The 20,816-nt window shown below is 62.5% G+C and carries 17 protein-coding genes and 1 pseudogene; 11 read left to right on the forward strand and 7 right to left on the reverse strand.

Annotated features, from left to right (window positions below; translation table 11 throughout):
• The first annotated feature begins 149 nt into the window (after positions 1 to 149).
• The 4 genes from B3397_RS06445 to B3397_RS06460 all read left to right on the forward strand — a co-directional run bounded on the left by B3397_RS06445 (position 150) and on the right by B3397_RS06460 (position 4,351).
• Entirely contained in the window at positions 150 to 1,544 is a 1,395-nt protein-coding gene (locus B3397_RS06445; RefSeq protein WP_296248320.1) for an FAD-binding oxidoreductase, read from the forward strand.
• A gap of 28 nt (positions 1,545 to 1,572) precedes the next feature.
• Positions 1,573 to 2,238, forward strand: a complete 666-nt coding sequence (locus B3397_RS06450; protein WP_296248321.1) for a fumarylacetoacetate hydrolase family protein — start codon at positions 1,573 to 1,575, stop codon at positions 2,236 to 2,238.
• 120 nt (positions 2,239 to 2,358) lie between these two features.
• Positions 2,359 to 3,270, forward strand: a complete 912-nt coding sequence (locus B3397_RS06455) for an SdiA-regulated domain-containing protein (protein ID WP_296248322.1) — start codon at positions 2,359 to 2,361, stop codon at positions 3,268 to 3,270.
• A gap of 172 nt (positions 3,271 to 3,442) precedes the next feature.
• A complete protein-coding gene (locus B3397_RS06460) occupies positions 3,443 to 4,351 on the forward strand; it encodes an SdiA-regulated domain-containing protein (protein ID WP_296248324.1) in 909 nt (302 codons plus the stop codon).
• 12 nt (positions 4,352 to 4,363) lie between these two features.
• Here B3397_RS06460 and tcyN read toward each other — a convergent pair whose 3' ends face one another.
• From tcyN to B3397_RS06480, 4 genes are read right to left on the reverse strand one after another with little or no spacing between them, the layout of a single operon-like run.
• Positions 4,364 to 5,110: an L-cystine ABC transporter ATP-binding protein TcyN gene (gene tcyN / locus B3397_RS06465; RefSeq protein ID WP_296248325.1), complete on the reverse strand. Its 747-nt coding sequence runs from the start codon at positions 5,108 to 5,110 to the stop codon at positions 4,364 to 4,366.
• Between the two features lie 4 nt (positions 5,111 to 5,114).
• Positions 5,115 to 5,780 (reverse strand): cystine ABC transporter permease, encoded by a 666-nt coding sequence (gene tcyL, locus B3397_RS06470; protein WP_296248357.1) that lies wholly within the window; start codon positions 5,778 to 5,780, stop codon positions 5,115 to 5,117.
• Positions 5,780 to 6,571: a cystine ABC transporter substrate-binding protein gene (tcyJ, locus tag B3397_RS06475; protein ID WP_296248328.1), complete on the reverse strand. Its 792-nt coding sequence runs from the start codon at positions 6,569 to 6,571 to the stop codon at positions 5,780 to 5,782. The genes tcyL and tcyJ overlap by 1 nt, the downstream gene beginning before the upstream one ends.
• A gap of 23 nt (positions 6,572 to 6,594) precedes the next feature.
• On the reverse strand, positions 6,595 to 7,599 hold the full coding sequence (locus B3397_RS06480; protein WP_296248330.1) for a D-cysteine desulfhydrase: 1,005 nt from the start codon (positions 7,597 to 7,599) through the stop codon (positions 6,595 to 6,597).
• Between the two features lie 219 nt (positions 7,600 to 7,818).
• Here B3397_RS06480 and epsC point away from each other — a divergent pair, with 219 nt between their 5' ends.
• The 6 genes and pseudogenes from epsC to B3397_RS06515 all read left to right on the forward strand — a co-directional run bounded on the left by epsC (position 7,819) and on the right by B3397_RS06515 (position 17,263).
• On the forward strand, positions 7,819 to 8,748 hold the full coding sequence (gene epsC / locus B3397_RS06485; protein WP_414704354.1) for a serine O-acetyltransferase EpsC: 930 nt from the start codon (positions 7,819 to 7,821) through the stop codon (positions 8,746 to 8,748).
• A gap of 325 nt (positions 8,749 to 9,073) precedes the next feature.
• Positions 9,074 to 11,035: a choline transporter BetT gene (gene betT / locus B3397_RS06490; RefSeq protein WP_296248359.1), complete on the forward strand. Its 1,962-nt coding sequence runs from the start codon at positions 9,074 to 9,076 to the stop codon at positions 11,033 to 11,035.
• Between the two features lie 320 nt (positions 11,036 to 11,355).
• Positions 11,356 to 13,677 (forward strand): annotated as a pseudogene (locus B3397_RS22510) (type VI secretion system Vgr family protein); the annotation flags it as partial.
• A 1,676-nt stretch (positions 13,678 to 15,353) separates the two neighbouring features.
• Positions 15,354 to 15,983, forward strand: a complete 630-nt coding sequence (locus tag B3397_RS06505) for a DUF2931 family protein (protein ID WP_296248333.1) — start codon at positions 15,354 to 15,356, stop codon at positions 15,981 to 15,983.
• Positions 15,970 to 16,623, forward strand: a complete 654-nt coding sequence (locus tag B3397_RS06510; RefSeq protein WP_349679019.1) for a DUF2931 family protein — start codon at positions 15,970 to 15,972, stop codon at positions 16,621 to 16,623. Before B3397_RS06505 ends, B3397_RS06510 begins: the two co-directional genes overlap by 14 nt.
• A complete protein-coding gene (locus B3397_RS06515; protein WP_349679020.1) occupies positions 16,610 to 17,263 on the forward strand; it encodes a DUF2931 family protein in 654 nt (217 codons plus the stop codon). Before B3397_RS06510 ends, B3397_RS06515 begins: the two co-directional genes overlap by 14 nt.
• A gap of 118 nt (positions 17,264 to 17,381) precedes the next feature.
• On the opposite strand, the gene B3397_RS06520 is transcribed toward B3397_RS06515, so the two are convergent.
• The 3 genes from B3397_RS06520 to B3397_RS06530 all read right to left on the reverse strand — a co-directional run bounded on the left by B3397_RS06520 (position 17,382) and on the right by B3397_RS06530 (position 20,135).
• The gene (locus B3397_RS06520) at positions 17,382 to 17,699 is read right to left on the reverse strand and encodes a DUF2388 domain-containing protein (RefSeq protein WP_296248335.1); all 318 of its coding nucleotides are present in this window, start codon (positions 17,697 to 17,699) and stop codon (positions 17,382 to 17,384) included.
• A gap of 226 nt (positions 17,700 to 17,925) precedes the next feature.
• Positions 17,926 to 19,704: a GspE/PulE family protein gene (locus B3397_RS06525; RefSeq protein ID WP_296248336.1), complete on the reverse strand. Its 1,779-nt coding sequence runs from the start codon at positions 19,702 to 19,704 to the stop codon at positions 17,926 to 17,928.
• A gap of 101 nt (positions 19,705 to 19,805) precedes the next feature.
• Positions 19,806 to 20,135, reverse strand: coding sequence for a hypothetical protein (locus B3397_RS06530; RefSeq protein WP_296248338.1), 330 nt, complete (start codon positions 20,133 to 20,135; stop codon positions 19,806 to 19,808).
• Positions 20,136 to 20,262: 127 nt separating this feature from the next.
• Between B3397_RS06530 and B3397_RS06535 the strand changes: the two genes are divergently transcribed.
• Positions 20,263 to 20,733: an Lrp/AsnC family transcriptional regulator gene (locus tag B3397_RS06535; RefSeq protein ID WP_296248339.1), complete on the forward strand. Its 471-nt coding sequence runs from the start codon at positions 20,263 to 20,265 to the stop codon at positions 20,731 to 20,733.
• The last annotated feature ends 83 nt before the right edge of the window (positions 20,734 to 20,816 follow it).

Genomic DNA, 20,816 nt, shown 5'->3' on the forward strand with positions numbered 1-20,816 from the left:
GAGAAAAATGGCAGGAGGTGAAGCGTTCGCGCAATGGCCGTGGGCTCGATTGGCGGGGTGCGTATGCTAGCATAGCCTCCCCGCCATAAGCCCATCCTGGGTCATGAACAGTTCTCAGGGTGACTATGAACAGTTCGAGAGTTGTGTCTATGAACAGCCCTGCCTTGATTGATGAACTCAAGACCCTGGTCGAGCCCGGAAAAGTGCTCACCGACGCCGATTCGCTGAATGCCTACGGCAAGGACTGGACCAAACAGTACGCCCCCGCGCCCACCGCCATCGTCTTTCCCAAGACGATCGAGCAGGTGCAGGCCATCGTGCGCTGGGCCAACACCCGTCAGGTGGCGCTGGTGCCGTCGGGGGGCCGTACCGGTCTGTCGGCAGCGGCGGTGGCCGCCAACGGCGAGGTGGTGGTGTCGTTCGACTACATGAACCAGGTGCTGGAATTCAACGGCGTCGACCGTACCGTGGTCTGCCAGCCGGGCGTGATCACCCAGCAACTGCAGAACCTGGCCCAGGACAACGGCTTGTACTACCCCGTCGACTTTGCCTCCTCCGGCTCCAGCCAGATTGGCGGCAACATCGGCACCAATGCCGGCGGCATCAAGGTTATTCGCTATGGCATGACCCGCAACTGGGTAGCGGGCCTGAAGGTGGTGACCGGCAAGGGCGACCTGCTGGAGCTGAACAAGGATCTGGTCAAGAACGCTACCGGCTACGACCTGCGCCAACTGTTCATCGGCGCCGAGGGCACATTGGGCTTCGTGGTCGAGGCCACCATGCGCCTGGACCGGGCGCCGAAGAACCTCACTGCCATGGTGCTGGGCACCCCCGACTTCGACGCGATCATGCCGGTGCTGCACGCCTTCCAGAGCAAACTGGACCTCACCGCCTTCGAATTTTTCTCGGACAAGTCCCTGGCCAAGGTCCTGGGCCGCGGTGACGTACCCGCGCCCTTCGATACCCCTTGTCCGTTCTATGCGCTGCTGGAATTCGAAGCCACCACCGAGGACATCGCCAACACGGCCCTGGCCACCTTCGAGCACTGTGTGGAGCAGGGCTGGGTGCTGGACGGCGTGATGAGCCAGAGCGAGCAGCAACTGCGCAACCTGTGGAAGCTGCGTGAGTACATCTCGGAAACCATCTCCCACTGGGTGCCGTACAAGAACGATATTTCCGTGACCATTTCCAAGGTCCCGGCGTTTCTGCGCGAAATCGATGCCATCGTCAGCGAGCGTTATCCGGCCTTCGACGTGCTCTGGTACGGCCATATCGGCGATGGCAACCTGCACCTGAACATCCTCAAGCCCGAGGACATGGACAAGGACGAATTCTTCGCCAAGTGCGCCCTGGTGAACACCCAGGTGTTCGAAACCGTGCAGAAATACAACGGCTCGATTTCCGCCGAGCATGGGGTCGGCATGGTCAAGCGCGACTACCTGGAATACAGCCGCTCGCCGGTGGAAATCGAGTACATGAAGGCCATGAAGGCCGTGTTCGACCCCAACGGGGTAATGAACCCGGGCAAGATCTTTTCCGTTTGATTCGTTCATCTGAGCAGAGGTTTGGGCAATGAGCTACCAGCATCAGTACATCGATGGCACGCGCATTCACTTCCCCGTAGGCAAGGTCGTGTGCATTGGCCGCAATTACGCCGAGCACGCCAAGGAACTGGATAACCCCGTGCCGACCGAGCCGTTGTTGTTCATCAAGCCAGGTAGCTGCGTGGTGCCGCTCGAGGGTGGTTTCAAGATCCCGACCGACCGCGGCTCGGTGCATTACGAGGCCGAGATTGCCGTGCTGCTGGGCAAGCCGCTGAGCACCCGGCCCAGTGCCGAAGAGGTGGTGGACGCCATTTCCGGCTTCGCCCCGGCACTGGACCTGACGCTGCGCGACGTGCAGTCCAAGCTCAAGGACAAGGGCCTGCCCTGGGAAATCGCCAAGTCGTTCGACGGCGCGGCGGTCATCGCGCCGTTCGTGTCTGGAGACACCTATCAGGACCTGGCGGACATTCCCGTGCGCCTGACCATCAACGGTGAGCTGCGCCAGGACGGTAACAGCCGCCTGATGCTCAACCCGATCGTGCCGATGATTCAGTACATGGCGGCATGCTTCTCGTTGCAGGCCGGGGATGTGATCCTGACGGGCACGCCAGCCGGGGTTGGCCCGTTGCAGGCCGGCGACGAGGTGGTGCTGGAGTTGCCGGGGGTGAGTCGGTTCGAAGGGCAGGTGTTGTAGAGCGGGTTCGCCAGGCCGGGTCTTGGGGTGAGGGGACCATCACCCCAGATCCCCGCTCACTTTTTTTTGACATCCATTTTGGATAATCCCCGCCTGAACCTCGCCGACAGGGAATATCGAATGATCAGCGCTGCACTCAAACCGCGTCGCCCCCTCCATAAACGCTGGTACTTCTGGACCCTTCTGGTCGCGGTCGTCGCTTATATCGTCGCCGCCGTACTGCATTGGGATGACCGTGGCGAACTGTGGTTGCGTGAAACGCTGCAGGACAAGGCCGAGCGCCAGGCCAGCATCTGGCTTCCGGATTATCACGCGGTCATCGATGCCAAGCGCCTGCCTGGCATGGAAAAGGACGAGGCATCGGACATCACCTACAACCCGGTGACCAGGACGCTGTTCAGCGTGATGGGCAAGAACCCCTTTCTCGTCGAGCTGACCTTGCAAGGCGAGGTCCTGCGAAAAATCCCGCTCGACGGCTGGAGCAACCCCGAGGCCGTGACCGCATTACCTGATGGGCGCCTGGCGATCGTCGATGAGCGCGATCACAACCTGACCATCGTCAGCCTGGCGGCCGATACCCGCACACTGAACATGGCCGATTTCACCCCGTACGACCTCGGGCCTTCGCAGGACCAGAACAAGGCTTTCGAAGCCATCGCCTGGGATGCACGGCACCAGCGCCTGTTGTTGGGCGAAGAGCGACCGCCCGCGCTGTATGCGATCAAGACCGACGGCAACGGACCTCTGGTCAGCGAGAAGCAACGTCTGGACGCCGATGATCTGGACATGCGTAATCTGTCGGCCATTGCCATCGACCCGCGGACCGGCCATCGCCTGTTGCTGTCCGCCGATTCACACCTGCTGATGGAATATGACGAGAACGGCAAGCAGCTCAGCTTCATGGCGCTGCTGATGGGCATGAACGGGCTCAAGGACACCATTCCGCGCGCCGAGGGCGTGACCATGGACGATCAGGGCACGGTGTACATCGTCAGTGAGCCGAATCTGTTCTATGCGTTTCGCAAGCAGTGAAGGGTGGGCGTGACGATGTGGTTCGGCGTCCTGGCTGCGGCCACCCCAGCAGGTGGTAAAAAGTCCCATGGGCAGGGCGGTGGACTTCCTACGTGATTTTCCGTAAAAACTTAAGCGTGGCTTCAGGTTTTAATGGTTTGATGCTGGCACTTTAAATCCTGAGCCGTTTCCGATGCGTCGATTCGTCCGCCCATTGCCCCTCGTGTTGCTCTCCCTGGCCGTCGTTCTGGTGGCCACCCTGGGCACGCTTCACTATTTTCGTCTGCTGGAACGCGCCGCGTTCAATGTCGAGCGTTGGCTGGCCGGGCCAGAGCCTGGCAGCCTCGACCTGGACAGCTATCGGGTGGATATCGAAGCCCGGGTGATCGATGGGCTGGACGACAATATTTCCGCGCTGACCTACGACCCGGACCGCAAGACGCTGTTCAGCGTGACCAACAAACGCTCCGAGCTGATCGAAATGTCCCTGGCCGGGGTCATCCTGCGGCGTATCCCGCTGGTAGGCTTTGGCGATCCGGAGGCGGTCGAGTACATCAGCGCCGGGGTTTACGTGATCACCGACGAAGGCCAGCAGCGCCTGATCAAGATCACGCTGGACGACAGCACCCTGGTGCTGGACGCCCACGACGCCGAACAACTGAGCCTCAACCTGGGCCGGCGCAGCAACAAGGGCTTCGAGGGCCTGGCCTACGATTCCCGCGGCAAGCGTTTGTTCGTGGCTCAGGAACGCAATCCGTTGCTGATCTACGAGGTGCAGGGCTTCCCCCGTGGTTCGAGCGACAAGCCCGTGGATGTGCAGATCATGCGTGATCACAAGCGTGACGAAGGGCTGTTCGTCCGCGATCTCTCGAGCCTGCAGTACGATGAGCGCAGCGGCCATCTGCTGGCGTTGTCGGATGAGTCTCTGCTGGTGGTCGAGCTGGATGTGAAGGGCCGGCCGTTGAGCACCCTGTCGTTGCGCGGCGGCTATCAGGGCCTGTCCAGAAGCGTGCCGCAGCCGGAGGGGATTGCGATGGACGACGACGGCAACCTGTACATGGTCAGTGAGCCGAACCTGTTCTATGTGTTCCGCAAGCAGTAGGCGACCTTAGCGTCACCGATCACTCAGGAACTTGCGCAGGAACTGCCGAGTCCGCTCCTCTTTCGGATGGGCAAACAGTTCCCGCGCCTCGCCCTGCTCGACAATCACCCCCTTGTCGAAAAACACCACCCGGTTGGCCACGTCCCGGGCGAACTGCATTTCGTGGGTGACGATGACCATGGTGCGCTTCTCCTGAGCCAGCCCACGGATCGTCTCCAGCACTTCCCCCACCAACTCCGGATCAAGCGCCGAAGTCGGCTCATCGAACAGGATCACCTCCGGCGCCATGGCCAGCGCGCGAGCAATGGCGACGCGCTGCTGCTGGCCGCCTGAAAGCCGCCGCGGATAAGCGTCCTCCTTACCGGCCAGGCCTACCTTGGCCAACAGTGTGCGCCCCAGGTCGATCGCTTCGGCCTTGGCCATCTTCTTGACCACCACCGGTCCCTCGATCACGTTCTCCAGAGCTGTGCGGTGCGGGAACAGATTGAAATTCTGGAACACGAAACCCACTTGCTGGCGCAGGCTGCGAATCAGCCCCTGCTGCTGCGCGACCCTGGCCCCGTCGATCTCGATGTCGCCTACGCGGATGCGCCCGCTGGTTGGCGTTTCCAGCAGGTTCAGGCAGCGCAGGAACGTGGTTTTGCCCGAACCGCTCGGGCCGATGATCGCCACCACCTCACCGGTGGCGATTTCCAGGTCGATGCCATCGAGCACGGTATTGCCGTTGAACTGCTTGGTCAGCTTATCCACCACGATCATGGTTTCAACTCTCCTGGTCGTGGCGGTTGACCCGCGCTTCGAGACGGTTCTGCAGGTGCGCAAGAATGCTGGCCAGCACCCAGTAGATCAGCGCTGCGGCCAGGTACATGGTGAAGATCTCGAAGGTCCGTGCCGTAATCAGCTGCGCCTGGCGGAACAGCTCCGGCACCTGAATGGTGGCGGCCAGCGCAGTGTCCTTGACCAGCGAAATGAAACTGTTACCCAACGGCGGCAAGGCGGTACGCATGGCCTGCGGCAGAATGGCCCGGCGCAGGGTCTGCGCACGGGTCATGCCGATGCTGGCGGCGGCCTCCCATTGGCCGCGTTCGATCGAAGCGATCGCCGCGCGCAGGATTTCACAGGCGTAGGCGGCCATGTTCAGGGAAAAGCCGATCAGGGCCGCTGGCAGCGGGTCCAGCTGGATGCCCAGCTGCGGCAGCCCGTAGTAGATCACGAAAAGCTGCACCAACAGCGGCGTGCCGCGGAAGAACGACACGTACACCCGGGCTGGCCAGCTCAACAGGCGGCGCTTGGACAACCGCATGAGCGCCAGGCCGAAGCCCAGCAGCAAGCCGAAGAACATTCCGCCCAGGCTGAGGATGATCGTGAAGTAGGCGCCCTTGAGCAGAAAGGGCGCCGAGTCCAGCATCAGTTGCAGACTGCTTTCGATCATTTGGTGACGTCAGCGCTGAACCATTGCTGGGACAACTTGGCCAGGGTGCCATCGGCGCGCAGCTTGTCCAGCGCGTCATTGATGGCCTTGAGCAGCTCCGGCTCACCCTTGCGCAGGGCAACGCCTGCTTCCTGACGGGAAAACGCGTCACCTGCCAGGGCCAGGGTCTTGTTGGTCTTGTCGATCAGGTCGAAGGCGGCCAGGCGGTCCACCAGGATGGCGTCGATGCGGCCGACGCGCAGGTCCTGATACTTGGTGGGGTCGTCATCATAGGTCTTGACCACGGCAGACGGGACATTTTCCTTCAGCCATTGCTCATAGTTGGTGCCTAGGCCCAGGCCCACTTTCTTGCCAGCCAGATCGGAAGGCACCTTTATGGTGTCCGCGTTCTTCGTGGCCACCACGGCCTGGATGCCGGACACGGTGTAAGGCACGGAGAAGTCGTATTTCTTCTTGCGTTCGTCGGAGATGGTCACCTGGTTGACCACGATGTCCAGGCGCTTGGACTCCAGGGCTGCGAGGATGCCGGCCCAGGGCGTAGGTTGCAGCTTGACCGAGACGCCCAGCTCTTTGGCCAGGGCTTCGGACAGTTGGACTTCGAAGCCGGTGAGCTTGCCGTTTTCATCGACGAAGCTGAAGGGCGGGTAGGTACCTTCCAGGCCGATATTGATCACACCGGCGTCCTTGATCTTCTGCAGTTGCTCGCCGGCCATGGCCTGACCGAACAACGAAGTGCCCAGGACCAGCCCGGCAACCAGCAAGTTTTTACGCAATAGGGACAGCGTCATGGCAGATCCTTCATCTGTTGTTTTCAGGGTTGTTGTGGCCAGACGCCTGGGTAGGCGAACAAGGCCGGGGCACCGCCGGTGTGCAGGAAAATCAGTGGACCATCGTCGAAGCGCTGGCGGCCGATCCCATCGAGCAGGCCGGCCATGGCCTTGCCGGTGTACACCGGGTCGAGCAATACGCCTTCCTGGCTGGCCAGCAGCTTGATTGCCGCCAGGGTGCCCGCGTTGGGCTCGCCGTAGCGTGGGGCAAAGAATTCGTCCCAGAGTTCGATTCGAACACTGGCTGGGAGGTCCACGCCCAGCCGCTGGGCAGTACGCTCAAGCAAGTTTTGTACCTTGGGCCGTTGCGCCTCGTCGCTGCGCGAGACGGTTACGCCGATCACTGGTAGCCGGGGCTGTGTTTCGCTCAGGCCCAGTGCCAGACCGGCATGGGTACCGGCACTGCCGGAGGCGAGCACCACGGCGGCGAACGCGATGCCGCTGCGCTGGATCTGCTCGCCCAGTTCCAGTCCGGCCCGCACATAGCCCAAGGCGCCGACCGGGCTCGAGCCGCCGATGGGCACGATATAGGGGCGCCTGCCCTCGTTGCTTAGCCGCGTGGCCAGGGCCTGGAGCTGCTGGTCGGCGTTGTCGAGGTTCTGGACTGTCTCCACCTGGGTATCGAACAGCTCCAGCAGCAGCCGGTTGCCGTTGCCCAGGTAGCTGGGGTCTTCGCTGTCAATCGGGTTTTCCAGCAACGCCACGCAGCGCAGGCCCAATTGGGCGGCGATGGCGGCGGTCTGGCGCACATGGTTGGACTGGATCGCGCCGGCGGTGACCAGGGTGTCGGCACCTTGCGCCTGGGCCTCGGCCACCAGGTATTCGAGTTTGCGCAGCTTGTTGCCACCCAGCGCCAGGGGCGTGAGGTCATCGCGCTTGATGTAGATGTCGCGGCCGGCCCACAGCGACAACCGCTCGAGCTTGTGCAGCGGCGTGGCTGCGCCCAGCAGGTCGAGGCGGGGAAAGGGGGCCAGCTGTCGGGAAATCATCGGTAATCCGTCGTACGGGAAAGAATCAGGACTATAGGCACCGCCACGCCGCCTCACAAGCCCCATCGCTGCGCCCGGAACATATGCTCGTGGCTTATGTTCAGATGCACCAAGGGCCGTACAAAGCGTTCTTTTTGGTCCGTCGAATTTTCCCGTATGGTGGGCGCCAACCGGCGTCCATCGCTGTTTTCCAGAGGGCAGGAGTTAACCGTGAACGACATCCCCCACGCACGCAAGGGCCATTGGCAGCTGCAGTCCATCGTCGGCCAGTTGCACGAAGCCCGCGCCGACTGGCGCCGCCAGAACGGCCGAAGCTGCGGCATGCAGGGCGGCCGCGAGCTGCCCTCGCGCGAGGCCATGAGCGAGGTGCTGGAGCAGCTGTGCGGTGCGCTGTTCCCCATGCGTCTGGGCCCGGTGGACCTGCGCGAGGAGAGCGAAGATTTCTACGTCGGACACACCCTGGATGCCGCGCTCAATGCGCTGCTGACCCAGGCCCGTCTGGAACTGCGCTATGCCGCGCGCCACGGCGACTGCGATTTGCCCGCCGTGGATGCCAAGGCACTGGAGCTGATCCAGGCCTTCGCCACTGCGTTGCCCGAGCTGCGGCGCCTGCTCGACACCGACGTGCTGGCGGCCTATCACGGCGACCCTGCGGCGCGCAGCGTGGACGAAGTGCTGCTGTGCTATCCCGGTGTGCTGGCGGTGATCCACCATCGCCTGGCGCACCATTTGTACCGCGCCGGGCTGCCGCTGCTGGCGCGGATCAGCTCGGAGCTGGCCCATTCGGCGACCGGCATCGATATCCACCCGGGCGCGCAGATCGGCCAAGGCTTCTTCATTGACCACGGCACCGGCGTGGTCATCGGTGAAACGGCAATCATCGGCGAGCGGGTGCGTATCTATCAGCACGTGACATTGGGCGCCAAACGCTTCCCGGCCGACGAGTCCGGGCAGTTGCAGAAAGGCCATCCGCGCCATCCCATCGTTGAAGACGACGTGGTGATCTACGCCGGCGCGACCATCCTGGGACGCATCACCATCGGCAAGGGCTCGACCATCGGTGGCAACGTCTGGCTGACCCGCAGCGTGGCCCCGGGCAGCAACCTGACCCAGGCCAATCTTGTGCATGATGATGGAAGTCAGAAGTAGGGTTTGATGGTGGTTTGTAGGGGGAGGGAGCCCTTGACACCCTCTCCCCCAGGGAGAGGGCCGGGGTGAGGGGACCATCCCCCCCAAACCCACTACCAACCCCCAAAACCCATCCACCCCCAAACCAACCACTCAGCCCATCAATTAGCCATCAATCCCCAATCATGTTTTAATTGAACGCTCGTTCAATTAAAACCATGGTTCGCGATTCGCGTTCAACAGGAGGCCATCCCTTGCTGAAAACGCCCTATTTCTTCCATTGCCGAACGTGCGGAGTACACCCGACATGAGTGTTTCTTCGTCTGCTCCAAGCGGCAACGTCCGCATGAACCCGCCGGTGTTCTATTTCGCGGCAAGCTTCATCCTGATCTTCGGTATCGTCGTCATCTCCTTCCCCGAAGCCGCCGGCCAGTGGCTGCTGTCGGCGCAGGCGTGGGCTGCCAACACGGTCGGCTGGTACTACATGCTGGCCATGACGTTGTACCTGGTGTTCGTGGTGGTCACTGCGGTGTCCGGCTACGGCAAGATCAAACTCGGTGCCGACCACGATGAGCCCGAGTTCAGCTACCTGTCCTGGGCCGGCATGCTGTTCGCTGCGGGCATCAGCATCACGCTGTTCTTTTTCTGCGTATCCGAACCGCTGACCCACATGCTGCAGCCGCCCCAAGGCGAGGCGGGCACCCAGGCGGCGGCACGCCAGGCCATGCAGTTGCTGTTCCTGCACTGGGGCCTGCATGGCTGGGGCGTGTTTGCCTTCGTCGGCATGGCGTTGGCCTACTTCGCCTACCGACACAACCTGCCGCTGGCGCTGCGTTCGGCGCTGTACCCGCTGATCGGCAAGCGCATCAACGGCCCGATCGGCTATGCCGTGGACGGCTTCGGCATCATCGCCACCATCTTCGGTCTGGGCGCCGACATGGGCTTCGGCGTGCTGCACCTGAACTCTGGCCTGGACTACCTGTTCGGCGTTGCCCACACCCAGTGGATCCAGGTGATTCTGATCACCCTGATGATGGGGGCGGCCATTCTCGTGGCGGTGTCCGGCGTCGACAAGGGCGTGCGGGTCATGTCCGACATCAACATGCTGCTGGCCTGCGCCTTGCTGCTGTTCGTGCTGTTCGCCGGCCCCACCCAGCACCTGCTGACCACCCTGATCCAGAACATCGGTGATTACCTGGGCGCGCTGCCCAGCAAAAGCTTCGACGTCTACGCCTATGACAAACCCAGCGACTGGCTGGGCAACTGGACGGTGTTCTACTGGGCCTGGTGGATTGCCTGGTCGCCGTTCGTGGGCCTGTTCATCGCGCGCATTTCCCGTGGACGCACCATTCGTGAATTCGTCTTCGGCGTCCTGTTGATTCCCCTGGGTTTCACCCTGGCGTGGATGTCGATCTTCGGCAACAGCGCCATCGACCAGGTGATCAACCATGGCATGACGGCCATCGGTCAGTCGGCCATCGACGATCCGTCGATGACCCTCTACCTCCTGCTGGAGACCTACCCGTGGGCGCGCACGGTGATCGCGGTCACCGTGTTCATCAGCTTCGTGTTCTTCGTCACCTCGGCCGACTCCGGCACCGTGGTGCTGTCGACCTTGTCGGCGCGTGGCGGCAACCCGGATGAAGACGGGCCAAAATGGCTGCGGGTGTTCTGGGGCGCCATGACCGCTCTGGTCACCAGCGGGCTGCTGTTCGCCGGCAGCATCGACTCGCTGAAGTCCGCAGTGGTGCTGACTTCGCTGCCGTTCTCGATCATCCTGCTGGCCATGATGTGGGGCCTGCACAAGGCGTTTCACATGGAAGGCCAGCGCAAGATCGCTCAGCTGTACTCGCTGGCGCCGGTGGCCAATTCACGCCCCGGCCGCGGCGGGTGGCGGCAGCGCCTGAGCCAGGCAGTGAGCTTCCCGTCGCGAGACGAGGTGTACCGCTTCATGGACACCCACGTACGCCCGGCGATCGCCGAAGTGACTGCATCCTTTGCTGAAAAAGGCCTGGATGCCGTGGCGCAGGAAGACAGCAGCCACGACAACGTCACCTTCGAGATCGGCCATGGCGAAGAGCGGCCCTTCATCTATCAGGTGCAGATGCGCGGCTACTTCACCCCGTCGTTCGCCCGTGGCGGCATGGGCAACCAGGAACTGAAGAACCGCCGCTACTACCGCGCCGAAGTGCACTTGTCCGAAGGCAGCCAGGACTACGATCTGGTGGGCTACAGCAAGGAGCAGATCATCAACGACATCCTCGACCAGTACGAGCGGCATATGCAGTTCCTGCATCTGGTGCGCTAGGGAGCGGTGCGGTGGGGGCGAGCGCCCCCTCGCGGCGTGGTTCAGACGGCAATCGCGGCAGCAGCACTCGGTGATCGAGATCGACCCTTGCGCTGCATGCCGACCGCCACGCCACCGTTGGTTTGAGTCGCACCACCAGGGCGTCGGCCTCGGCCGCCCGTAATGGGCGAACTTTCAGAAATTTCCTACTTTCATTGGGAATCGTCTGGCATCCACGGCCAGCCGCGATAGGTATCGTCCTTGCTCCATGTTGACCGTTGGTCAGCAGCGCATTGCGTACGTCGCCACGCCGCGACGGTCGAGCAAGGAGATCTGCCCGGATGCCTGTCCAGCTGCCTGTTTTCTATAACCACAGCCGCCACACCCTCGAGGTCCGCGATCTCGAGCCTTCCATCGATGTTCTCGCCTTCGACGGTGACGAGGCCCTCAGCCAGCCGTTCAAGTACCGCATCGAGTTCACCAGCCTCGCCCAGGACATCGCTCCCGAACAGGTGCTGGGCCGTGATGCCAGCTTCAGCCTGCATCCTCCGCCGTCGCCGATGCCCGCCTTCGCCTTCAGCGGCATGCCGGCGCTGCCCGCCGTGGCGCTGCGCACGCTGTACGGCGTGATCACCGGCTTTCGGCGCCTGGCCAGCTCCCGTGACGAGGCCGTTTACGAAGTGACGCTCGAGCCGCGCCTGGCCTTGCTGGGCCGGGGCAAGCAGCAGCGCATCCATCTGCATCGCTCGGTGCCCGAGATCGTCGAAGCCGTGCTGCGCAGCCGCCACGGCTGGCGTGGCCAGGACTTCCATTTCGACCTCGTGCGCGAGTACCCGCGCCGCCAGCAGGTGATGCAGTACGACGAAAGCGACCTCGCCTTCGTCGCCCGCCTGCTGGCCGAAGTCGGCATCTGGTACCGCTTCAGCCACGACGACCGCCTGCGCATCGACGTCGTGACCTTCCATGACGATCAACGCCGCTATCAGTTCGGCGTCACCCTGCCGTTGATCCCGCTCAGCGGGCTGGGCAACACCGGTCAGGACCACGTCTGGGACCTGCAGACCCAGCACCAGGTGGTGGAAAAGCACGTCAACATCCGCGCCTACGACCCCCTGCAGGCGCGCCTGCCCTTGCAGGGCGAAGTGGATCAGACCCAGGGCGACACGACGACCTATGGCGAGGCCTACCACTACGCCGAGCCCTATACCGAGCTGGGCGACCGCTACGCCCAGGACGAACATCTGCAAAGCGAGAGCGGTTTCTTCCATGCGCGCCTGCGCCATGAACGCTACCTCAACGCCCGCGTACGCCTGAGCGGGGCCAGCAGCAGCGCCGCCCTGGCCCCCGGCCAGGTCCTGGAAATCGACGGCGCCCCCAAGGCTTTCGCCCCCGGCGCGCTGATCACCCACCTGCGCACCTGCGCCGCCCGCGACCGGAGCCTGACCGTCGGCTTCGAAGGCATGCCGTTCCACGAGCGCATCTGCTTTCGCCCGCCATTGCCGCCCAAGCCCAGGATGGCCGGGAGCATTCCAGCACGCATCACCAGCACGCTGCGCGATACCACCTACGCCAGCCTCGATCCCCAGGGCTATTACACCGTGCGGTTCCTGTTCGACCGCGACACCTGGCCCCAGGGTGGCGAAAGCAAGCTGCTGCGTCTGGCCCGCGCCTACGCTGGCGACACCTATGGCCTGCACTTTCCGCTGCTGCCCGGCACCGAGGTGGCGGTGGCCTTCGAACACGGCGACCCCGACCGCCCCTACATCGCCCACGCCCTGCACGACAGCGAACACCCCGACCCCGTGGCCATCGGCAACGACCACCGCAACGTGCTGCGCACCCCGGCCAACAACAAGCTGCGCCTGGAAGACAGCCGCGGCCAGGAGCACATCAAGCTCAGCACCGAGCACAGCGGCAAGAGCCAGCTGAACCTGGGCCACCTGGTGGATGCCGAACGACAGCGTCGCGGCGAAGGCTTCGAGTTGCGCACCGATGGCCATGGCGCGCTGCGCGCCGGCAGTGGCCTGTTCATCAGCGCCGACACCCAGGCCAAGGCCGCCGGCCCGCAGCTGGAGATGGCGCCGGCCATGAACCGCCTGAAACAGGCCGCCGAGCAGAGCAGATCGATGTCCGCCGATGCCGCGGCCGCCAACGCCGACCCGGCGGCGGTGCACGAGCAGTTCGCCCTGATGCGCGAGGAACTGGACCAGCTACGCGCCTCGGTGGCCCTGCTCAGCGCCCCCCAGGGCATCGCCCTGACCAGCGGCAAGCACCTGCAACTGGCGGCCCAGGACAACCTGTTCGTCAACGCCGGTGGCCAGGCCGACATCAGCGTCATGAAGCGCTTGTTCATGGGCATTGGTCAGGGCCTGAGCGTGTTCGTCAACAAGCTGGGCATCAAGCTGATCGCCAACCAGGGCCCGGTCACCGTGCAGGCGCAGAACGACACTCTGCAACTGCTGGCGCGCAACGGCCTGGAGATCACCAGCAGCGAAGACGAGATCCGCATCACCGCCAAGAAGAAGATCGTCCTCAACGCCGGCGGCAGCTATATCAGCATCGACCGCTGCTGCACCGAGATCGGCACCGAAGGCGACGTCAACATCCGGGCGCCGTACTTCGACTACTTCAAGACCGGCGCGGTGCAGGCACCGCAGATCCCGCCCGTACCGGCCGCCATCGACCCGCCCCGCACCTTTGCCCAGCAGTACCACCTGTTCCACCCGTGCGGGAAGCAGGTCATGCCCCACGTGCCGTACACCATCACCGCGGCCAATGGCGAGCAGTGGAAGGGCTACTCCGACAGCCACGGCTTCACCGAACGGGTGTGGACCGCCCAGCCGGAAAAACTGAGCCTGGTATACGACTACGCCGAGGAAGAGGAGGAAGAAGAGGAATTGCCTGAAGGGATCACCCTGCGGCTGGGGTTGTTCTTCGATGGGACGGGGAATAACGCGGCGAACTCGGCGGCGACGGAGTCGTGTCGGCGGGAGGATGTCGCGGCCTTCGGCGAGCTGGAACTCAAGGAGATGATCGAGCACTGCAAACGCTATGGCTTTGGCGATTTCGGCGAGAACGGATTCTCGGTGACGCCCGGTAGCAGCTATGGGAATGCGCCGAGCAATGTGGTGCGGTTGCATGATTTGTATCCGGATCACGCTACCGATGGGGTACCACCGGGGACCGACATTGGCTATGTACCCGTCTATATGGAAGGTATCGGCACCAGCAGTCATGGCGGCGACAAGACACTCAGCCTTGCGCTCGGGCTAGGAGACAGGGGGGTGGTCGCAAGGGTGGAGCAGGCACCTGGAGCGATCGAGGCGCAGCTGGACTTTTTTCAGCAAACAAATCCGGGAACGGTAGTTCTCCGTGTTGAATTCGACATCTTCGGCTTCAGTCGCGGTGCGGCTGCCGCCAGGCACTGCGCCAACGAGTTGCTCAAACCGGATCTCGGGCTGTTCAAGGGGCTTCTGAGCAGCGGCCGCTTTGGGCTCGTCCCCGATCTGGACCTGAAGCAGGACGTCTGCATCAATCTAATCGGTCTGTTCGACACCGTCGCCGCCATCCTCAACTGGCAACAGGGGGACTTCTCGGCGGCGGACGAGCGCAACCCCGGTGTCAACCTGTACCTGCCCCCAGGGTGCGCCCGCCGGGTGATCCATCTGACGGCGCGCGACGAGTGGCGAGAAAGCTTCGCACTCAACAGCGTGCAACCAGGGTATGGAGACATCAGCCTGCCCGGCGCGCATTCGGACCTGGGTGGCGGCTATGCCCCTCGTGCGGTCGACAGTCTGCTGCTGACCCAGCTGCAGCGTGTCAGCCTGCGTCAGCACCTGGGGTTGGAGTCCGATCCGCGCTGGGTGCGGCTGTGCAAGCAGGCCGAGCTGCTAAAGGCATCCGGCCTGGCGGGGGAGGGAAGCGTCGAAGCCGTCTCGTGGGAAATTTTTCAGCCTCCGCGGGGCAAGTATGAGTCCGACCGCCGTGAATACCACATCGCTATCGTGCTGAAGCGCGTAGTCCGGGGAGAGTACAGCCTGGTCAGTCTGCGGGTGATGCGTGAGCTGGCAGTAAAAGGCGGAGTGCTATTCAAAGACCTTGAGGGAAGTCCCGACCTTGCCCTTCCCGAGGATCTTAAAGAGATATCGGCGCGGATCCTTGATCAGGTGATGTCAGGTAACGAGGTGAACCTCGATCCAGAGCAGGAGCGGCTGTTGCTCGGCAAATACATCCACCAATCAGCGCATTGGGGAACCATTTTCGGCATTCTGGCCAACAAGCCGGCCCGCGAGAACATTCGTAACGTCTACCCGAATACACCGCAAAAGGGGTATCCGGAATGAGCCGCCTGGTGCTTGTTGTCGTGTTGCTGTTCAGCTTGACCGCCTGCGCCTCAGGCCCCGGCTCGCCGAAGCTGCCTTATCGCGCCTGGTATGTGGGATTGGCTGCTCCGCGCCATATGGAGGTGTGGGTGGAGGGCGTCGATGTGCTCGACAAGCGTGGGTATAGCTTTGTTCATGTGGCTGGCGGAGTCGCCGGCTATACCCGAAAGCCTGAAGGGTGGCACAAGGGGGGTGGAAAAATGAAACCTGTCGGAAACGTTGATCTACCCGAGTTCCTCTTCCTTCGCTGGCAATCGCTGGTTGAGCCACAGGCCTACAAGATCACTATCAGGATCCCTCAATGGGTCCGTGATGAGATGCTGCGGCCCGAACGCGTGTTCTGCCAGGGGTCGAAGAAGTGGAAGGATGACTACCGCAATGCGATCACCTTGGGCATGGCGCCTGGCGGCATTGTCAAAGTATGGGTGGGCGGCGCGTGTCTGGGGTTTACCGAAGTCGGTCGGTTCCAAGCCAAAGTTGAACCTATGGGGCCATACAAAGGCAGAGCCAACGGCCAATACATGCGCTTGGAGCCTGAGCACAAAGCCTACATCGACCAGCACGGAATTCCCTATGGCTCTTGGTAAGGGAGTTCCCAAAGCGTGGCGAATGTCGCTGGTGCTCGTCCTTCTGAGCCTGTCCGCCTACGCCTCCGGGCCGGGCGTGCCGAAGCTTCCGTATCCTGCCTGGTATGTCGGGCTGGTCGCGCCACGCCATATGGAAGTGTGGGTGGAGAGCGTAGATGTGCTGGATCAACGCGGGTATGCTTTTTTCCATGTATCTGGTGGGGTGGCCAGTTACACCGGGAAAGCCGAAGGTTGGCATAAAGGCACTGGTAAAACTAAGCCGGTGGGCAATGTCGATCTGCCAGAGAGCATTTTCCTTCGCTGGCAATCGCTTGCAGAACCCCAGACCTACAAAATCCGCATCAGGATTCCCCAATGGGTACGCGATGAGATGGTTCGGCCCCAGCGGGTGTATTGCGTGCCTGCTCAGCAGGATGTGACGCGTTACCCGGATACCATCAATCTGGGGATGGCACCTGGGGGCATTGTCAAAGTGTGGTTCGGCAGTGGCTGTCTGGGCTACAAGGAAATCGGTCGCTTTCAAGCGAATATCGAGCCGCTGGGTCCATACAAAGGCGAAGCCAACGGTCAATACATCCGCCTGGAGTCTGAGCACAAAGCCTACATCGAGAAGCATGGAATTCCCTATGGCTCTTGGTAAGGGATTTCCCAAAGCGTGGCGAATGTCGCTGGTGCTCATCCTAGTAAGCCTGAGCGCCTGCGCCTCAGGCCCCGGCGCCCCCAAGCTGCCTTATCGCGCCTGGTATGTGGGATTGGCTGCTCCGCGCCATATGGAGGTGTGGGTGGAGGGCGTCGATGTGCTCGACAAGCGTGGGTACGGCTTCTTTCACGTGGCTGGGGGTGTGGCGAGTTATACGGGCAAGGTTGAAGGTTGGCATAGCGGAGTAGGCGCTATGAAAACCGTCGGCAACGTTGATCTACCCGAGTTCCTCTTCCTTCGCTGGCAATCGCTGGTTGAGCCACAGGCCTACAAGATCACTATCAAGATCCCGCAGTGGGTACGTGATGAGATGCTCCGGCCCGAACGCGTGTTCTGCCAGGGGTCGAAAAAGTGGAAGGATGACTACCGCAACGCGATCACCTTGGGCATGGCGCCTGGTGGCATTGTCAAAGTATGGGTGGGCGGCGCGTGTCTGGGGTTTACCGAAGTCGGTCGGTTCCAAGCCAAAGTTGAACCTATGGGGCCATACAAAGGCAGAGCCAACGGCCAATACATGCGCTTGGAGCCTGAGCACAAAGCCTACATCGACCAGCATGGAATCCCTTATGGCTCTTGGTAGGCCTCGTCAGGAGGAATGCATGATGTTGGAGTTCCACCTGTAGCCCACACCCCCAGAAACCAAAACGCCCGATGCAATGCATCGGGCATTTTCATGGTCCGGTCGGGCAGAACCGGTATCAGTTCTCTGCCACCGCGTTCTTCGCCAGGATCGCGTTTGCCAGATCCATGTCCGAAGCGTTCAGGTCAGGATTCTCGGCGCGCACTTTCTGGATGGCGGCTTCCAGATACGGGCCGCGGATGCTGCCTTCGCTGGCGACGAAGCTGCCGGCGTCGTCCTGGGCGGCGATGATCAGCTTGTGATCCTTGAAGGTCAGGTAGCTGGAACCGGTGGTCGCACCGGAGGAGAGCACGTTACGCCAGAAGGTATCGGCCATTGCCGAACCAACGGGAAGGGACAGCAAAGCGACGGTAGCAACTGCAAGTTTGAGGCGCATGGTGAATCACTCCAATGTTGTTGGCTCAACGTTGGATAGGCGAAGGGCTGCCGAGTTCCCTGGCCGCGCAGGCTCAGCCTGGGCTGATCCGAGCTGCGGGTAGTGCTGCGCTGGCGCTGCCACCCGTACACCGCGTTGGCAAGCAAAAGCACGCCGAACCGCAGAAATCGCAACATGGCGGACCTCAGCTCCTTTTTCTCACCGCCTGGGGCGGCCCCGGCCAGCCCTAGTTTATGTCAGCACGTGGCGTGACCCGCAGCACCTCGTCCAGGGTGGTGTGGCCGCTGGCAACCTTGTGTGCGCCACTCAGGCGCAGGCTGCGCATGCCTTCCTGAAAGGCTTGGCGTTTGAGCGCGGCCAGGTCGGTGTCGGCCGTGATCAGCTGTTTGAGCGTGTCGCTCAGCACCATGATCTCGTAGACCCCAGCCCGCCCGTGGTAACCGGTGTCGCGACACAGCGCGCAGCCGACCGCGCGACGACCCTCGGTTGGCAGCGGACCTCGCCATGGACTGATCAGCTCATGCCAGGCGTGAGGGTCCAGGGCGCAGGGCGCCTTGCAGTGTTCGCACAAGGTGCGCACCAGGCGCTGGGCCATGACTCCGAGCAGGGTGGCCTTGATCAGATAATGAGCAACGCCCAGCTCCAGTAAGCGGCTGATGGCGCTGGGGGCATCGTTGGTGTGCAAGGTGGAAATCACCAGATGCCCGGTCAAGGCGGCCTGGATGGCCATCTCGGCGGTTTCCAGATCGCGGATCTCACCGATCATGATGATGTCCGGGTCCTGGCGCATCAGCGCCCGCACGCCGCTGGCGAAGTCCAGATCGATGCCGTGCTGCACCTGCATCTGGTTGAACGCGGGCTCCACCATCTCGATGGGGTCCTCGATGGTGCACAGATTGACCTGTGGCGTGGCCAGTCGCTTGAGGGTGGTGTACAGGGTGGTGGTCTTGCCCGAGCCAGTGGGGCCGGTGACCAGCACGATACCGTTGGGCTGGCGGGTCATGTCGTGCCAGCGCTGCAGATCGTCGGTACGCAGGCCCAGTTCGGAGAAATCCTTGAGCAGCACCTGGGGGTCGAAAATCCGCATCACAAGTTTTTCGCCGAAAGCGGTGGGCAGGGTAGACAGGCGCAGTTCTACTTCCTGGCCGGCCGGTAGCCGGGTCTTGATGCGGCCGTCCTGGGGCCGTCGCTTCTCGGCAACGTTCATGCGGCCCAGGCTTTTGATGCGGCTGATGATGGCCAGGGTGACCTGCGCCGGGAAGCGATAGACGCCGTGCAGCAGGCCGTCGATGCGAAAGCGCAGGCTGCCGAGTTCCCGACGCGGCTCGATGTGGATATCGCTGGCGCGTTGCTCGAAGGCGTACTGGAACAGCCAGTCGACGATATTGACGATGTGCTCGTCGTTGGCATCCACGGCCTGGTCGGTGTTGCCCAGCTTGAGCAACTGCTCAAGATTGCCGCGGGCGACGTCCGGGGATTCAAGGGCCTTGGCGCCACTGACCGAGTGGGCCAGGGTGAAGAACTGCTGGGTGAATCGCTGGATATCCGCAGGGCTGGCGATCACGCGAATGATGCGCCGTTTCAGCACCTGGGCGAGGTCCGGCTCCCAGCCCCGTTGATAGGGTTGTGCGCTGGCGATGGTCACCGTGTCGTCGTCCACGGCCACGGCGAGAATGCCGTGGCGTTGGGCGAAGGCTCGGGGCATCAGGTTGACTACCGCGGCGACGTCGATACGCAGCGGATCGATGCGTACGCAGGGTTGCTCCACCAGCCGTGCCAGCCATTGGGTGAGGTCGTCCATGCTCAGGCATTGGCCGGGGCGGGTGAGGTCTTCGAGTCTGCGCCTGGCCAGGGTTTCCAAAGGATGCTGTGCCGCATGCACAGGGGCGGCGTCGGCGCGCAGGGCCTGCGCGGCGGCGCTACTGATCAGGCCCTGGGTGTGCAGCTCGTCGAGCAATTCGGTGAGGGTCAGGGCTCGGTCGTGCCGGTCAGTGATCGGGGCCATGGCGGTGCCTCCTTGGCAGTGCGGGCGGGAGCGTGCGTCCAGCCTAGCGCTTGCGGTGAAGGCGTCCGTGCCTCAACCGTTGCCGCGTTTTACCGGGGCGCTCAGGCGTAGGACTGCAGCACCTCACCCGGATGCTCGGCGTTGACCAGATTCACTTCGAACACGCTGATCAGGTTGCGCATTTTCTCGGCGATCACTTGCGCGCGATGCCAGGTGATATCGCCGACCTCGACTTGAATCTCCAGGCTGTCCGCCAGTTGCCGGGCGTCGACCTTGGCGGGAATCAGATACTGCATGGCAAACAGGTTGAACACCCTGCACAGGATGTCAGCCTCGATCTCGGCACCCAGGGTAAACTGCACGGTGGTGGTCTGGTTACCGGCCGCCCAGACGTCGGCGCGTGGCGAGGTGAGCAGTTCGAGGGTAGGCATGGGCGGCGCTCCGAAGTTGATGTAGGAATCTTCCCACGGCGGCTGCGGTATTTCTTGCCTAAGTTAACCGGTAAATGAGCTATCTTGAATCACGCAATTCTTGATAAAGGCCATTTTGAGGTTACTTATGCACGGTGAGCTGGATGCCTACGATCGACGCATTCTTGCTTTGTTGCAAGAGGATGCAACCCTGTCCAGTGCTCAGGTCGCCGAGCAGGTGGGCCTTTCGCAATCGCCCTGTTGGCGGCGGATTCAGAGACTGAAGGAAGAGGGCGTGATTCGCGCGCAGGTGACGCTGCTGGATCGCAAGAAGATCGGGCTCAATACGCAGATTTTTGCCGAGGTGAAGTTGAATGCCCATGGCCGCTCCAATTTCACCGAGTTCACCGAGGCGATTCGGGGGTTCCCGGAAGTGCTGGAGTGCTATGTGCTGATGGGGGCGGTGGATTTCCTGCTGCGCATCGTCACGCCGGACATCGAGGCGTATGAGCGGTTTTTCTTCGAGAAACTGTCGATGGTGCCGGGGATTCAGGAGGTGAATTCGACGGTGGCATTGTCGGAGATCAAGTCGACGACGAGTTTGCCGGTGGATCGGTGAGTGAGGTGAGGTGAGTTGGGGCGGGGTGGGGTGTGGGCAGTGGTTTTGAGGTGAATGGGCCCCTCACCCCGGCCCTCTCCCTG

Source organism: Pseudomonas sp. UBA4194 (assembly GCF_002379585.1).
Classification (GTDB): domain Bacteria; phylum Pseudomonadota; class Gammaproteobacteria; order Pseudomonadales; family Pseudomonadaceae; genus Aquipseudomonas.

Excerpts from the sequence above, each read along its gene's own strand:
- B3397_RS06445 (WP_296248320.1), top strand. The coding sequence starts at position 150 with ATGAACAGCCCTGCCTTGATTGATGAACTCAAGACCCTGGTCGAGCCC.
- B3397_RS06450 (WP_296248321.1), top strand. The coding sequence starts at position 1,573 with ATGAGCTACCAGCATCAGTACATCGATGGCACGCGCATTCACTTCCCC.
- B3397_RS06455 (WP_296248322.1), top strand. The coding sequence starts at position 2,359 with ATGATCAGCGCTGCACTCAAACCGCGTCGCCCCCTCCATAAACGCTGG.
- B3397_RS06460 (WP_296248324.1), top strand. The coding sequence starts at position 3,443 with ATGCGTCGATTCGTCCGCCCATTGCCCCTCGTGTTGCTCTCCCTGGCC.
- tcyN (WP_296248325.1), bottom strand. The coding sequence starts at position 5,110 with ATGATCGTGGTGGATAAGCTGACCAAGCAGTTCAACGGCAATACCGTG.
- tcyJ (WP_296248328.1), bottom strand. The coding sequence starts at position 6,571 with ATGACGCTGTCCCTATTGCGTAAAAACTTGCTGGTTGCCGGGCTGGTC.
- B3397_RS06480 (WP_296248330.1), bottom strand. The coding sequence starts at position 7,599 with ATGATTTCCCGACAGCTGGCCCCCTTTCCCCGCCTCGACCTGCTGGGC.
- betT (WP_296248359.1), top strand. The coding sequence starts at position 9,074 with ATGAACCCGCCGGTGTTCTATTTCGCGGCAAGCTTCATCCTGATCTTC.
- B3397_RS06505 (WP_296248333.1), top strand. The coding sequence starts at position 15,354 with ATGAGCCGCCTGGTGCTTGTTGTCGTGTTGCTGTTCAGCTTGACCGCC.
- B3397_RS06510 (WP_349679019.1), top strand. The coding sequence starts at position 15,970 with ATGGCTCTTGGTAAGGGAGTTCCCAAAGCGTGGCGAATGTCGCTGGTG.
- B3397_RS06515 (WP_349679020.1), top strand. The coding sequence starts at position 16,610 with ATGGCTCTTGGTAAGGGATTTCCCAAAGCGTGGCGAATGTCGCTGGTG.
- B3397_RS06520 (WP_296248335.1), bottom strand. The coding sequence starts at position 17,699 with ATGCGCCTCAAACTTGCAGTTGCTACCGTCGCTTTGCTGTCCCTTCCC.
- B3397_RS06525 (WP_296248336.1), bottom strand. The coding sequence starts at position 19,704 with ATGGCCCCGATCACTGACCGGCACGACCGAGCCCTGACCCTCACCGAA.
- B3397_RS06530 (WP_296248338.1), bottom strand. The coding sequence starts at position 20,135 with ATGCCTACCCTCGAACTGCTCACCTCGCCACGCGCCGACGTCTGGGCG.
- B3397_RS06535 (WP_296248339.1), top strand. The coding sequence starts at position 20,263 with ATGCACGGTGAGCTGGATGCCTACGATCGACGCATTCTTGCTTTGTTG.